Source organism: Legionella tunisiensis, assembly GCF_000308315.1.
GTDB classification, from domain to species: domain Bacteria; phylum Pseudomonadota; class Gammaproteobacteria; order Legionellales; family Legionellaceae; genus Tatlockia; species Tatlockia tunisiensis.
This window is the reverse complement of record NZ_CALJ01000232.1, coordinates 17,317-32,354: the sequence shown is the minus strand read 5'-3', so window position 1 is coordinate 32,354 and position 15,038 is coordinate 17,317. Positions and strand designations below refer to the sequence as shown.

Genomic DNA, 15,038 nt, shown 5'->3' with positions numbered 1-15,038 from the left:
ATCATTTACTAAAGTTTGCATTCGATTTTCAATAGCTCGGATACCTGCTTCTGCAGCAGCAAGAATTGCTTCTTTTCCTCGTCATTGTTGGAACGGGTAATAATGGCATTTAAGCCCGGCAAGATTAAAGGCAAAATTATTGAACTGATTAGTAAAGAGCAAAGAACCACGCCAACAACAACGATAATCAATAGATTGCGTGCTGGGAAAGGCATGCCGCCTGGCATAAATTCAGGGAGTGATAATATGGCGGCCAGGGCAATGGCTCCCCGTACTCCTCCAAGGGAAATTGCCGCAATTATCCTTAAATTGGGGCGATGCCATGGCTTATGAAGACGACGTGCAATTAGCGCTTCAAAGGGGAGTGTTAAGTAGATCCACAGAGCACGTAGACTAATGAGTGCTAGAGTAATAAAGACAACGATCATTAGGTATTGCTCTATCGTACAGTTTGTACTGGCGAGTAAGTTCAACGAATTCGGTAAATAGACACCTAATAAGATGAAGATAATACCATTTAAAGTAATTTCCAACATACCCCAGACAAAACGGCCTTCGATACGCATGCCTACCATAGTTCGGTCTAAAAATCCGGCTTTATCAATAGTAAATCCAGCTGAAACAGCGGCCAATATCCCAGAGAAACCAAGTTTTTCTGCAACGAGATAAGCTGTAAAAGGTAGTAGTAATAATAAAAGATTTTCGGTTGCAGTCTCATGCTCGCTTTTAAGTTTTAAGCGGCCTAGCAAGGCAACAAATAGATAGGTGAGAATAGCACCTATTCCTAATCCTCCAAGACTAATTAAAAAGAGGCTGGCAGTAGCACTGCCCAGGGAAAAAACACCCGTTAGCATAGCTGCTATGGCAAACTTAAAAGAAACAAGGGCTGAGGCATCATTTAATAATGCTTCTCCTTGCAAAATATGCCTAATACGTCTAGGCATTTGTATCTTGTTAGTCATTGATTTTAAGGCTACAGCGTCCGTAGGAGAGAGTGCTGCGGCTAAGACAAAGGAGGCGGGTAAAGGCAGGAAAGGAATCAGCCAATGCATGAGGTAACCAAGTCCTAACACTGTAAAAAATACAAGGCCTATCGATAACATGACGATAGGTCTTGTATTTAACAAAAACTCCCGTTTAGGGAATCGCCAACTATCATTGAACAATAAAGGTGGAATAAAAAGAAGCATGAACAATTCGGGATTAAAACCTATATGAAAATCAGGGAAAATGGTAGCAACCAAAGCACCGAAGGTAATTTGCACGATAGGTGTAGGTAGGGAGGGTGTGAATCTGGAAATCACCCCGGAGATCACTAATAGAAACAGGAGAAGAAGGCAAACTAAAACGTTTTCCATGGTTTTATGACTCCAAGAAAATATCATAATGTATGCTCATTCGAGCAAATTTAAATGTGCTCTTCGAGGTTCTTTTTCTTGAAAAGAAAAAATTAATACAGTTCTCATGTTATTGGGCTGCTTGTCAAATCACAATACCATCCAGGGTAAAAGTTTGATGATTTTTTATATCCGCTAAGATTGTTATATAACAGTACGCGCGTTATTCTTAGTAGCCCTTTGGAGTTGAATATACTGAGGATTTTCAATGAAGTATAACGGTAGATTCATGCAATTCGCTTTTTGCCGGTTTGTCTGAGCATGTTCCTACTGTCAGCATGCGGTGATGATAAATCAAAAACTGCTGATGCATCTCCTGAAGTGGGTATTGTTACTTTGAAAGCCCGTCCGCTGACTTTAACCACAGAATTGCCCGGACGTACTCGTCCATACCGTGTAGCTGAAGTCAGGCCACAGGTAAATGGTATTATTTTAAAGCGTCAATTTGTTGAGGGAAGTGATGTCAAAGCAGGCCAATCTTTGTACCAAATTGATCCCGCCACTTATCAGGCTGCTTATGATAGCGCTCAAGGTGATTTAGCCAAGGCGGAAGCCAATGTTGAAATCAACAGTATAACTGTCAAGCGATATAAACCTTTGTTAAGTACTAACTATGTTAGTCATCAGGATTATGATACGGCTACGGCTAATTTAAAACAGGCAGAGGCTAGTGTTGTTGCGGCCAAAGCAGCGTTGGAAACGGCACGTATTAATCTCTACTATACCAAAGTATATTCGCCCATTAGCGGGCGAATTGGTAAATCCAGGGTAACGGAAGGAGCACTGGTCACAGCAAATCAATCTGAAGCCCTGGCTTCCGTACAACAACTTGATCCAATTTATGTTGATGTTACTCAGTCCAGTAAGGATTTTTACGTTTGAAACGCCAATTGGAAAAAGGCATATTAAAAAAGGTGATGATAGTGTAGTGGTTGATTTATTGCTTGAAGATGGCACACTTTATAATCAAAAAGGAACTTTACAATTTTCAGATGTTACTGTCGATGAAACGACAGGCTCTATTACTTTGCGTGCTATATTTCCCAATCCAAAGCAAGTACTGTTACCTGGTATGTTTGTGCGTGCACGAATAAAAGAGGGGATTAAGGAAGAGGCAATTTTGGCACCACAGCAAGGTATTACGCGCAATGCTCAGGGACAAGCAACTGCTTTGCTGGTTGATGGCAAAAATAAAGTCGTTGAACGTACTTTGGTAACAGATCAGGCCATTGGTGACCAATGGTTAATTCGCAGTGGTTTGAAAAATGGTGATAAATTGATTGTATCAGGACTACAAAAGATAAAACCAGGTATGACTGTAAAAGCTGAGGAAGTAGAGGAAACAAAAATAAAGCAGCTGCAGATCAAGCACCAAACCACAAAGAGAGCAAGTAAACTATGCCTAATTTTTTATAGACAGGCCTATTTTTGCTTGGGTCTTGGCCATCCTTGTCATGATAGCAGGTAGTTTGGCTATTTCCAAATTGCCTATTGCCCAATATCCAACGGTTGCTCCTCCTGCCGTTGCAATTACTGCTATTTATCCAGGTGCTGATGCGCAAACAGTACAGGATACTGTCACTCAAATCATCGAGCAGAACATGAGTGGTCTAGATAAACTGCTTTACATGACTTCTCAGAGTGATTCTTCTGGAACGGCGACGATAACATTGACCTTCAATTCCAGTGCCAATCCTGATATCGCTCAGGTTCAGGTACAAAATAAACTTCAGTTGGCTATCCCATTGCTGCCTATAGAAGTTCAACAACAGGGATTGATTATTGAAAAATCGAGCAGCAGCTTTCTTCTTGTCGTAGGAGCTATTTCCGAAGATGGCAGTATGGATCAATATGATCTGGCCGACTATCTAGCGTCCTATATCAAAGATCCTATTAGTCGCCTAAATGGAGTAGGGGATGTGCAATTATTCGGTGCGCAATATGCAATGCGCATCTGGCTTGATCCAAATAAATTGAATAATTATCAACTGCAACCAGGCGATGTAGTTTTGGCTATCAAAGCACAGAATAATCAGATTGCTGCGGGACAACTAGGTGGACTTCCTGCTGTTCCTGGGCAGCAGTTAAACGCGCCAATCATTGCTCAAACAAGGTTAAAGACAACTGAAGAGTTTGGAAAAATTTTGCTTAAAGTCAATTCTGACGGTTCTCAAGTCCGTTTACGTGATGTTGCTCGAATTGCTCTGGGTGGTGAAAATTATGCGCTGATAGCACGCTATAATGGTGTTCCGGCTTCCGGTTTGGGTATTAAGCTTGCGGTGGGGGCGAATGCCTTGGATACAGCGGCGTCTATTAAAGAAGAACTCCGTAAAATGGAGCCTTATTTTCCTGCTGGTTTTAAAGTAGTTTATCCCTATGACACCACTCCTTTTATAAAAATTTCTATTCATGAAGTGGTGAAAACCCTGATTGAAGCGATTATTTTGGTTTTTTAGTCATGTATCTTTTCCTGCAAAATATACGGGCTACCTTAATTCCGACAATTGCTGTGCCCATCGTTTTATTAGGCACTTTTGCTATCTTGTCTATGTTTGGTTATACCATCAATACATTGACTATGTTTGGCATGGTGTTGGCGATTGGGTTGCTTGTTGATGATGCAATAGTCGTTGTTGAAAACGTTGAACGTGTCATGATGGAAGAAAATTTGCCTCCCAAAGAAGCTACTCGTCGTTCTATGGGACAAATTCAAGGGGCTTTAGTTGGAATTGCAACAGTGCTATCAGCGGTGTTTGTGCCGATGGCTTTTTTGGTGGTTCGACAGGTGCTATTTATCGTCAATTTTCAGTGACTATTGTGTCGGCGATGGTGCTATCTGTCTTGGTTGCTCTTATTTTATCACCAGCACTTTGCGCTACTATCTTAAAACCACTATCTGTTGCTGAGCATCACAATAAGAAAGGATTTTTTGGTTGGTTTAATCGTCATTTTGAACTAACAACCCATCGCTATCATGACCTCGTTGAAAAATTGCTTAATAAAACCGGCCGCTATCTGCTTATTTATCTTTTGATTGTAGTGGGAATGGGCTATTTATTCCTTACATTACCGACAGCTTTTCTTCCTGAAGAAGATCAAGGAATGATATTAACCATGATACAGTTACCGGCTGGAGCAACACAGGAGCGTACACAAAAAGTTGCTGATCAAGTTTATCGCTATTATGCGACCAAAGAAAAACAATGTGGTTTCAACATTTACTGTTGTTGGTTTTGGTTTTAATGGAAGTGGACAGAATTCGGGTATTACATTTACTACGTTAAAAGATTGGAGTGAGCGTAAAGGTACTAAGAACAAAGTTCCTGCAATTATTAATAGAGCAACGAAGGCTTTTGCCAATATTAAAGATGGCTTGGTGTTTCCTTTTAATTTGCCGGCAATTATCGAACTTGGTACAGCCAGTGGCTTTGATTTTGAGCTGATTGATAGAGGTGGGATAGGTCATGAAAAACTAACCGAAGCGCGTAATAAACTCTTGGATATGGTCGCCGATTATCCTAATACGCTAGTACGTGTAAGACCTAATGGTTTGGAAGATGCCCCTGAATTTAAACTTAATATTGATCAAGAAAAAGCAGAAACCTTGGGGGCTGAAATCAGTGATATTAATGACACGATTGCTATTGCCTTGGGAAGCAGCTACGTCAATAATTTTATTGATCGTGGCAGGGTAAAAAAGTATATGTCCAAGCTGATGCACCTTATCGGATGTTGCCAAAAGATATTAACGATTGGTATGTGCGAGGACAAAAGGGACAAATGGTTCCTTTTTCGGGATTTAGTACTAGCCACTGGCAATTCGGTTCGCCACGTTTGGAGCGTTACAACGGTTTACCTTCTATAGAAATTTTAGGTGAAGCTGCTCCTGGCAAAAGTAGCGGCGATGCAATGAATTTGATGGAGCGCTTGGCGTCAAAATTACCTGCCGGTGTTGGTTTTGATTGGACTGGTATGTCCTATCAGGAGCGATTATCAGGTAATCAAGCTCCTTTACTTTATGTGCTTTCATTACTGGTTGTTTTTTATGTTTGGCTGCATTGTATGAAAGTTGGTCTATCCCTTTTTCTGTAATCCTGGTCGTTCCACTTGGTGTCATTGGTGCTTTATTAGCAGCCAGTTTTCGCAGTCTAAATAACGATATCTACTTTCAAGTAGGGCTTTTGACTACTATTGGATTATCAGCTAAAAACGCGATCCTGATTGTTGAGTTTGCAAAAGATCTCATCGAAAAAGAAAACAAGCATTTAATTGAGGCAACGCTGGAAGCCACACGAATGCGTTTGCGCCCAATATTAATGACATCACTTGCTTTCATTTTTGGTGTATTACCTCTGGTAATAAGTACAGGTGCTGGCTCCAGTGCACAAAATGCAGTGGGTACTGGTGTGGCAGGGGGGATGTTTACGGCAACTGTATTAGCTATTTTCTTTGTGCCAGTATTTTTTGTTGTGGTGCGACGTCATTTTGGTAAAGCTGTTGCTGAATAAATACCGGGCAATATTTTCTAACGATGAGCTTAAGGTTTCGCAATCTAGAATAAACTCGGTATAATCTATCTTTTTATTATTTTTAAATAAGCATGAAGCTGTTACGTAGATTAGATGAGGTTTCTGCGGGGACTGTTGCGACCATTGGTAATTTCGATGGGGTACATCGCGGTCATCAAGCATTATTGTCTCAGTTGCGTACGCAAGCAGATAAAATACAGTTGCCAGTGACTGTTTTTTTGTTTGAACCTCAGCCGGGAGAGTATTTTCACAAGCAGCGGGCACCCGCGCGATTAACCAGCTTGCGAGAAAAATTACAAATACTACAACAATGTAAAATTGACTATGTATATTGTCTAAAATTTAATGAGCATTTAGCTTTAATGTCTGCTCAAGATTTTGCGCAGTATTATTTTTTTCTTTACATCATGTGAAATATTTGGTGATAGGAAGAGATTTTCGTTTTGGCCATGCCCGGCAAGGTGATGTGGCTTTGCTAGAAGAGTTGGGACAGCGAGTGGGTTGTCTTGTACAAACTTTCCCTGATTTTACTATTGAGGAAGAGCGTGTAAGCTCAACTAAGATTAGACATGCTCTGTTGCAAGGCCAACTTGAGCAAGCAACTGTTTTGTTAGGAAGGACCTTTAGTCTTTGCGGACGAGTGATTAAAGGGGATGGGCGAGGAAAACAATGGGGTATACCTACGGCAAATTTGGGTATGCATCGTTTAACCTTGCCACTGAAAGGTGTTTTTTGTGTTCAAGTATGTAGAAGTACAGGTGAACTGTTGAAAGGAGTTGCCAATATTGGCAGCAGACCAACTGTTGATGGCACAAAAAATATCCTTGAGATACATCTCTTCGATTTTAATGAAAGTCTATATGGTGAGATGCTGCAAGTATTTTTCTTGCACAAATTGCGAGATGAAATTAAATTCTCATCTGTAGATGCCTTGATTCAACAAATTCAGGATGATGTAGTTGCGGCTAAAGAACAATTCAAAGGAACGCTGGCATTTCGCTAGCTTGAGTTATGATTGATTTTCGAGCATCGCAGTGTGCCAAGGTAGTAGATATGCTACAACTCTTGGTACGAGTCGATTTTGAACTTAACGTGTTAATAGAGTAGACCCAGATGGCTGAATACAAAGATACCTTGAATTTACCGGATACATCTTTCCCGATGAAAGCGAATCTTGCGCAACGAGAGCCCCAGATGCTGACTGATTGGGATGATAAAGGTATTTATGAAAAAATTAGACAGGCTCGTTCAGGTGCTAAGCGTTTCATTTTGCATGATGGTCCTCCTTATGCAAATGGACATCTTCATTGCGGTCATGCTTTGAACAAAATTTTGAAAGATATTATTACTAAATCCAAATCACTGAGTGGTTTTGACGCCCCCTTTGTTCCGGGATGGGATTGTCATGGTTTGCCTATAGAACTGAATGTGGAAAAGAAAGTTGGGAAAGCCGGCCTTAAGATTAGTGCTGCCGAATTTCGTAACAAATGTCGTGACTATGCGGCAAGTCAAATTGATATTCAGCGGGATGAGTTTAAGCGCCTGGGTGTGTTTGGTGATTGGCAGCATCCCTACATAACCATGGATTATTCCTACGAAGCAAACATTATTCGCGCACTTGGTAAAATTATTGAAAATGGTCATTTACAACAGGGATTTAAACCTGTTCATTGGTGTATTGATTGTGGTTCAGCTTTGGCTGAGGCTGAAGTGGATTACGAAGACAAAATGTCACCATCCATTGATGTCGCTTTTGTAGCAGTGAATCCACAAGATATTCTCAAGGCAGTTGCTGGTGAGTTGCCAGTTAAGCCAGTCATTGTACCAATCTGGACAACAACGCCTTGGACTTTACCTGCTAACGAGGCTGTTTGTTTGCACCCTGAACTTGAATATGTCCTGGTCGATGCGGATAAACATTATTTCTTGATTACTGCAGAGCTTGTTGAGTCAGTAATGCAGCGTTATGGAATAGAAAAATACAAACTCTGTGGTCAGGTTAAAGGACAACGATTCGAAAGAATTGCTTTGCAACATCCCTTTAACGAGCGCCAAGTGCCTATCGTTCTTGGTGAGCATGTTACTACTGATTCGGGAACAGGTTGTGTGCATACAGCGCCGGCTCATGGACCAGACGATTATCAGGTGGGGCAAGCTTATGGTTTACCTCTGATTAATCCTGTCTTAGCCAATGGTTGTTATGCCGAGAATGTTCCTTTGTTTGCTGGTCTTTCTGTTTTGAAGGTGAATGACAAGGTAATGGAAGTACTTCAGGAGAGGCAGGTGCTTTTGCATAACGAATCGATTCGTCATAGCTATCCTCATTGTTGGCGGCATAAAACACCGATGATTTTTCTGGCGACACCGCAATGGTTCATCGCTATGGACAAAAATGGTTTACGCCAATCAATCAGTAAAGTTATCGATCAAGTCAAATGGGTACCTGAATGGGGCAAAGCACGTATTAGTAATATGGTTGAAAGCAGACCTGATTGGTGCATTTCACGTCAACGTGCCTGGGGCACACCGATGCCTTTATTTGTGCATAAGTCAACAAGAGAGTTGCACCCCAATACGATAGAACTGTTAGAGCAAGTGGCGTTGAGGGTAGAAAAAAGAGGTATTGATGCCTGGTTTGAGCTTGATATTGCTGAGTTCCTCGGTGATGATGCAGAACATTATGAAAAAATAAGTGATACCTTGGATGTCTGGTTTGATTCAGGAGTATCCCATTACAGTGTATTAAAGCAAAACGCTGCACTCGGTTTACCTGCAGATGTCTATTTTGAGGGCTCTGATCAACATCGTGGTTGGTTTAATTCTTCGTTAACTACTGCAGTGGCTATCTATGGTCATGCACCTTATAAGACTGTGTTAACTCATGGCTATACGGTTGATGCAGAAGGTAGAAAATTGTCGAAATCGAAAGGGAATTACGTTGCGTTAGATAAACTGATTAATCAGCACGGAGCTGATATTCTGCGGTTGTGGGTTTCATCGACCGATTACCGTCATGAAGTCAGTATTTCTGATGAAATTATTAAACGTAATGCTGATGCCTATCGTCGTATTCGTAATACAGCGCGCTTCTTACTGGCTAATTTATTTGATTTTCAACCGGGAGAACATTGCCTGGACGCAAGTCAATTAATTGAATTGGATCGCTGGGCAATTAAACGATGCCAGCAGCTACAAGATGAAATTTTGACTGCCTATGAAAATTATCATTTTCATGTGATTTATCAAAAAATTCATAATTTCTGTGCCGTTGATATGGGTAGTTTTTATTTAGATGTGATTAAAGATCGTCAGTACACAACTGCTAAAAACAGCATTGCCAGACGTTCTTGCCAAACGGCTATGTATCATATTATCCATGCGTTAACGCGCTGGTTGGCACCTATTTTATCGTTTACAGCAGATGAAATTTGGCAAGCAATCCCTGGGCAGACAAGTGAATCCGTTTTTATTGAGCAGTGGTATGATGCTTGGCCTGTAATCACAGATGTCGATATGGTTTTTCTGGCAACGTGTTCAAAAATATACGGGATCAAGTGAATAAGGCGCTGGAAGATAAACGGAAAGAAGGAGTAATTGGCTCTCCTTTGGCAGCAGAAGTATTGATACTTTGCCCTAAGGAAGAGACCAAAGCTATGCTTGATAAACTAGGGGACGAGCTCCGCTTTGTTTTAATAACTTCGGCTGCTAGTGTGAAGTTGTTTGACGATTATAAAAAAGGAGTGGGAGAAAGAATGGAAAAAATACCTCCCTGTACTGAAGAAGCAGTCGGAATTGTTGTCGAAGCGAGTCAATATGAAAAATGCGAACGATGTTGGCATCGGCGTGAGGATGTCGGCCAGGACGCAAATCATCCTGGCTTATGTCAGCGTTGCGTTGGTAATATTAGTGGTCATGATGAAGAGAGAAACTTTGTATGAAAAAATGGCCCTGGTTTTTACTAAGTTTACTGGTTCTGTTGCTTGATCAAGGTTCTAAATATTGGGCTACTACTCATTTGATTCCCTATCAGCCTGAACCATTGTTTCCTATGTTTAATTTCACTCTGGCTTATAATACAGGCGCTGCTTTTAGCTTTCTTAGCGGAGCAGGAAGCTGGCACCGCTGGTTTTTTGCCGGTTTTAGTATTGTAATGAGTTTAGTATTAATTGTTTGGCTTACCCGTATACCGGCGAAAGCAAAATTACAATCAGCTGCTGTTAGCTTGATTCTAGGTGGAGCAGTGGGAAATTTATATGACCGAGCGGTTTTAGGCCGTGTAACTGATTTCATCGACATCTATTATAAAAACCATCATTGGCCTGTTTTCAATTTGGCTGATAGCGCTATTTGTATCGGTGCTATTCTACTCCTGATTGATCTAGGCAAGAACCCCAGCCGCTAATGCATTTAATTGCTTGCTTTCTGGATTAAGAATGCTTACTGCGGCAACGGCAGGCAGGCTTAGATAGTGCTCTGCCTCATCCCATTCGACTTCGGCTGGAAATAAACGCAACATAGGTAAGCATTTATTCAATAAAGCACAAAAAATCAGATTTGCAGGGTAGGGTCTTGCCTGATGATAGCCTAAAGCCATAACCTGCATTGCTTCAGAAATGGTTGCAATGCCTGGTAGATAGTTAATGGAATAGATAGCTGCTGTTTGCGCGATGGACGGTAGAAAACCAGGACTTGAAACAAAATGTACGCCAGCATTATAACAATCTTCCAATTGTTGCGTGCTAATAATATTACCGGCACCAATACGTAGTCCCGGGAATTCCTGTACAATTTTTCTTAATAGATTTTGTTCACTACAATTAATTTCTACGACAGAGAAACCCGCTTGAGAGATTTGTTTTAGCCTGTCAAATAATAAGGCATCGACATCAAGGGTTACAATAATTGATTGATTTCCAAACAATTTATCAGTCATCATGGCTATTCGCTAACAGGCTGCAACATCCGTTCATGTTAGAAGAGTTACAGCCGCTTAGCAAGTCAAAAATCCATTATTTGAATGGATTTAAAGGTTGTATGGATCTTTAAAGGGAGTCGGATGAAATTTGACTGACTCGCTAGAAGATTGGAACTCCTCGCTTTTCTGTTTCTGTGGGCTTGTTACAGAGGTTACAAAGGGTTTATAAGCTGATACAGCTGAAATCTCTATTGTTTGGAGATAGCTTTGCATTTCAATCTGGGAATTAGCGTTAAGTGCCCTCCCAAACTGATTAATTAAATTTTGTAATTTGCTATTATCCTTAGGAATGAGATCGCGTAGTTTCTGAGCGTCTTCTTTATTTGGATTATTTTTTAATCTATCCAAAAGATATTCAATTTGCAACCACGTCTCAGAAGGAACCGGTTTAGGGGTTGGATTGAAAATCCCCGGGCTTGAGACATGCTGAGGACGAGGATCATGATGAAGTACTTTTAGCGCTTCATGAACCTCTGCTTTTCGTTGCTGCATGAATTGAATTTGATCTTGAAGATCATGAATTTCTTGATGTACTTGTTTGAGTTCCTGCTGCTTTCCTTTAAGCTCAAGTTTTTCATTATGGTGTAGCAAGTTATCCATGGTTGCGATGCTACGTAAATTGGTATGGGCTTTCTCTTTTTCATATGGGGTCATGAGATCTAAAGATTGATGACCAGTTAATAAATAAGATTTACCATGCTCATCTTTAACAATGCGTTGTCCTGGAGATAAAATATAAGCAGCGTCTTTATAGGACATGGTTTCTGTACCGTCCTTGTTAACGAGTCTTTTCTCGCCTTTAAGTACGGAAATCATATCTTTAAGAGTGACCATTTCTGCAACAAGACCTTGATGTTCTTGTATCATAGCCATTGCTTGCTGTTCTTTTTTAACATCACCGTCTTTCAGTAACTCATGTATGACGCCTAAATCCAGATGAATTTTTTCATCCAATTGAGCTGCACGGCTTTCAATAAACTCTATGCGGTCTTGATCAGAGATGGGTACTGATCCCTTGTTTCCGCGATGGAGTAAGGCTCGGGCTTTTAACACAAGAAGTAGTGTTTCTAAATCGTGACTCTCTTTTGAAATTACTCCAGCTATATCCAGATATTTCATACGATCTTTAGCGATTGGACTTTCACCTCTTTTAAGGAATGAAGCGTGGTCTAATTGTTTTTGTTTAATTTGGTTTCTATATGTCGAATTCTAATATCATAAGCATCGATAACATTATCATGGCTAAGATCACTACTCAGTGCTTGTGCAATATGGGTATGGGCTTGTGTTACGTGGTTACCCAAAGCTTGATATTTTTGTTGAATAGCAGCTATTTGAGAGGCAAGTGTATTGGCATGTGCCGTTTTAACCTCTAATTGTCCTTCAAGTGCTTTAATAGCGTGTTCGTAGGCTGCTAGTTGCTGATTGAGTGAGGCAGCATAGGCAGAAGCGGCTGTTTCACTCGCGCTATAAGAACCACCCGTGGCAATCTCTTTACTACGCTCTATCGCTTGCTGGCCTGCTTCAGCGTAGGCACGATTTAATTCCTTCGCTTTCGCTGCTTTATGCATCATCACGGCTGCCAGGAAATAGGCGAGTTGTCGTTTTCTTAATTTTCTTTCTCTCGGAGCTCGAAAGCTCGCTCTGCTTTAATTGCCTCACGCTCTGACCATTTCTCTGCAATCGTTTCTTTTACAGTGTGGCCGGCAGGGGAGTTTAAAAACTGGATTACGTCTTTGGCAGATTTAAGACCAAAGCGACTGAGAAATTTGGCTCCCAACTCCCGATCATTTGATTCTTGAGTGACTGGACCTTTTTTATCTTGGCCGGTTTCTGCTCTTAATGCTTTCTCAGTGTTCGCAAACCATTTCTCTACGTCGGATTCATTTAAGGTTACTTTACCTTTAGGAGTCTGTAAGGTTAATACCTGCTCTTCTGCCCTATCATCTTTGGGAGATTGCGTAAGGCTTACTTCATCTTTAGACGGTAATGTTGTTAATGTACTCTCTTCTTGTTGTCTATGATCGTGTACGGCCTGTTTAATTTGCTCAGATTTGGCATTAGGAAGGGGGGCCAGCTTGGTAGGCTTGGTGGGTGCAGACATAGTAAACTCTCACAAAAAAGAGGTAGTTATTATGTAAAGTATACACGAAACTAAACTGGCTACACAATAGTCAAAATGACTTTTGGACGAACTAAATTATTAAGCCTTCTTAATAATCGTCTACCAACAAGAGGTTAGCTCTCTACTGTTGGAACCAGGTCCTTTCATTCCTAGATGATTAAGAGTTAATTCTTGACAAATCACTTTGTCGAAAACCTGGGTTTTCTGGGCCTTTGCTTTTAATTCATAGGTTGTGTCGGTCTGCGACACAATTGATAAAATATACCAGCCCTCAGGCGACAAATTAGTATTTTGTACATCGGTATTTTTGCCTGCGGCAAGAGTTGCCGATTGGTAGCTATGGTGCACGGCATAATATTGTTCCATACGATTTGCCAAACCAATGAGGCCAGTTTTACCGTCAACACGTCTGGTTCGCGTAATATAATCGAGATAATTTGGATAGGCGAGAGTGATAAGTATACCAGCAATGACTACTACTATAAGTGTTTCAATGAGTGTGAATCCCTTACTTGTCATAATTCGTTTTAGAGGAAGTTCGCCACGAGGGGTCTACTGTCGCCGCCAGTAGGCAAAGATGTGCGGGACCTGAGACTATCAGTGTCGTTAAATAAAGGAGGATGATTGATTAGTTCATTTTTTCCTCTACCCTTTCTTTCTTGTCCTTTGTTGATACTAACTCATTAGTGTCGAGTAATATCTCTAATAAACAGCGAGTACTATTGTGTGGAAAAGGTTCTAATTTTTCTAAACGCATAGGCTCTTTAATAAAGTAATCATTATCATTATTTGTATGCATCTCATGCCATAACCTGTCTTCTTTGCAAAAAGCCCAATCATACAATCGACGACGTGTAGTTTGTATCTGTGCTAACAAATTTTGCTTTACATGTCCGGCTAAACGCTCTAACCAATTAGCACTATGAGTTACGCCATTGGCTGCTAACCGAAAAATATGGCCTGCCGTATTGTCCCAGACTAATGCGGCAACAATCAGTAGAGTGCCTGCGGTATAGGCTAGTTGTCTGATAATGGGATTTAGGCAAGTTAAGCTAAGGCGGATAGAAAATGATAAAACATCAATGATAGGTAAGAGTATTAGATTTTTAAGTAAGGCTACAGGAGTCAGGGTAAGTATCCGCAACAGATTGAGACTGCTATTAAGCCAAAAATTTTCCACATAAAGTTTAAAGGAAATGTTAAAGCCATAAAGAGGGGATAAGCGAAATCCCGGTAAATAGTTACGGTTAGTTAGCCAATGGGCAAAATCAAGCAGAGCTTGACCTAAAAGGTACCAATTTCCCATAATCGCAAGCGATTTACTTAACAAGCCTGTTAGACCCAAAAAGGGAACATGAATAAATAGACTTCCTATTTCCAGCAGGGGTATGGTGGTTAAAGCCAACAATAAATCACCTAGTGCCGTAAGAGTTTGTTTGCTGCTATAGCGAATCAATAACCAGCTTTTTTAAGGCCAGATAAGAAACCTTTTCTATAGCCATAATGATAGCCCTCGACGAGAGGACCCACGAGTATTTTGGCTAGGGTCAATCCGCCTTTTAAGAGCCAGTTAATTGAACCAAACAACCAATCCTCTCCTGGATACATGACTGTGGAATAAATTGCAGCGCCTCCCTTTGCCCCAAGTGCCGCATAATTAATGTAGGGAAAGCGACCCATCTCTTCTTGTAAGGGTGGGATTGTTTTGCACAGGCCATAGCCTAAACTCAAGGCTAAAGCAGCAATTATGGCAACCTCTGCTGGATCTTCTTTCAATACAGTGGCTGCTTTAACAAAAAATTGATCGAGATCACCACCCACAACAACAGTTTGCCAATAAGTGACTGCTGCAGAAACTGCTTCAGAGGCAGCGCCATGACTCATCCATTTTCCAAACTCCTGGGTAGGTTTAATACCTGAAATGAGTTTATGCATATGCAGTTTGGTCAAGAGATTCGTTAGCATTTCTGGTGCAATAACTGCTCCCGCACCGTAAGCATAGGCAGCCATTG

General features: G+C 40.9%; 11 protein-coding genes and 4 pseudogenes. 7 read left to right on the top strand and 8 right to left on the bottom strand.

Translation table 11 applies throughout. The features are described 5' to 3' along the window. Positions 1-8 precede the first annotated feature (8 nt). On the bottom strand, positions 9-1,358 hold the full coding sequence (locus BN58_RS25575; RefSeq protein ID WP_232220639.1) for a Na+/H+ antiporter: 1,350 nt from the start codon (positions 1,356-1,358) through the stop codon (positions 9-11). A gap of 300 nt (positions 1,359-1,658) precedes the next feature. On the opposite strand from BN58_RS25575, the gene BN58_RS36315 reads away from it, so the two are divergent. The 7 genes and pseudogenes from BN58_RS36315 (at position 1,659) to lspA (ending at position 10,328) form a co-directional block, all read left to right on the top strand. After that, entirely contained in the window at positions 1,659-2,279 is a 621-nt protein-coding gene (locus BN58_RS36315) for an efflux RND transporter periplasmic adaptor subunit (RefSeq protein WP_019217351.1), read from the top strand. Further along, positions 2,239-2,865: an efflux RND transporter periplasmic adaptor subunit gene (locus BN58_RS36310; RefSeq protein WP_269570314.1), complete on the top strand. Its 627-nt coding sequence runs from the start codon at positions 2,239-2,241 to the stop codon at positions 2,863-2,865. Before BN58_RS36315 ends, BN58_RS36310 begins: the two co-directional genes overlap by 41 nt. Continuing rightward, positions 2,852-4,640 (top strand): annotated as a pseudogene (locus BN58_RS37905) (efflux RND transporter permease subunit). Before BN58_RS36310 ends, BN58_RS37905 begins: the two are co-directional and overlap by 14 nt. After that, a pseudogene (locus BN58_RS37900) lies at positions 4,582-5,905 on the top strand (efflux RND transporter permease subunit). The pseudogenes BN58_RS37905 and BN58_RS37900 overlap by 59 nt, the downstream one beginning before the upstream one ends. Positions 5,906-5,997: 92 nt before the next feature. Then, a pseudogene (gene ribF / locus BN58_RS25560) lies at positions 5,998-6,929 on the top strand (bifunctional riboflavin kinase/FAD synthetase). A gap of 110 nt (positions 6,930-7,039) precedes the next feature. Beyond that, a pseudogene (gene ileS, locus BN58_RS25555) lies at positions 7,040-9,864 on the top strand (isoleucine--tRNA ligase). Beyond that, positions 9,861-10,328, top strand: coding sequence for a signal peptidase II (lspA, locus tag BN58_RS13875; protein WP_019217349.1), 468 nt, complete (start codon positions 9,861-9,863; stop codon positions 10,326-10,328). Before ileS ends, lspA begins: the two are co-directional and overlap by 4 nt. Here lspA and BN58_RS13870 read toward each other — a convergent pair. From BN58_RS13870 to BN58_RS28760, 7 genes are all read right to left on the bottom strand, one after another. Next, positions 10,305-10,862 carry a hypothetical protein gene (locus BN58_RS13870; protein ID WP_019217348.1) on the bottom strand — a complete coding sequence of 186 codons (558 nt, stop codon included), beginning with the start codon at positions 10,860-10,862 and terminating at the stop codon, positions 10,305-10,307. The two genes, lspA and BN58_RS13870, sit on opposite strands and share 24 nt — an antisense overlap. An 87-nt stretch (positions 10,863-10,949) precedes the next feature. Then, on the bottom strand, positions 10,950-12,020 hold the full coding sequence (locus BN58_RS13865) for a hypothetical protein (RefSeq protein WP_019217347.1): 1,071 nt from the start codon (positions 12,018-12,020) through the stop codon (positions 10,950-10,952). A 50-nt stretch (positions 12,021-12,070) separates the two neighbouring features. Beyond that, positions 12,071-12,475, bottom strand: coding sequence for a hypothetical protein (locus tag BN58_RS13860; RefSeq protein ID WP_026069487.1), 405 nt, complete (start codon positions 12,473-12,475; stop codon positions 12,071-12,073). A 35-nt stretch (positions 12,476-12,510) separates the two neighbouring features. After that, positions 12,511-13,005: a hypothetical protein gene (locus BN58_RS13855; protein ID WP_019217345.1), complete on the bottom strand. Its 495-nt coding sequence runs from the start codon at positions 13,003-13,005 to the stop codon at positions 12,511-12,513. Positions 13,006-13,125: 120 nt separating this feature from the next. After that, positions 13,126-13,545: a type IV pilin protein gene (locus BN58_RS25550; RefSeq protein ID WP_019217344.1), complete on the bottom strand. Its 420-nt coding sequence runs from the start codon at positions 13,543-13,545 to the stop codon at positions 13,126-13,128. 109 nt (positions 13,546-13,654) lie between these two features. Next, positions 13,655-14,482 (bottom strand): hypothetical protein, encoded by an 828-nt coding sequence (locus tag BN58_RS28765; RefSeq protein ID WP_019217343.1) that lies wholly within the window; start codon positions 14,480-14,482, stop codon positions 13,655-13,657. After that, a complete protein-coding gene (locus tag BN58_RS28760; RefSeq protein WP_019217342.1) occupies positions 14,479-15,036 on the bottom strand; it encodes a hypothetical protein in 558 nt (185 codons plus the stop codon). Before BN58_RS28760 ends, BN58_RS28765 begins: the two co-directional genes overlap by 4 nt. Positions 15,037-15,038: the final 2 nt, after the last annotated feature.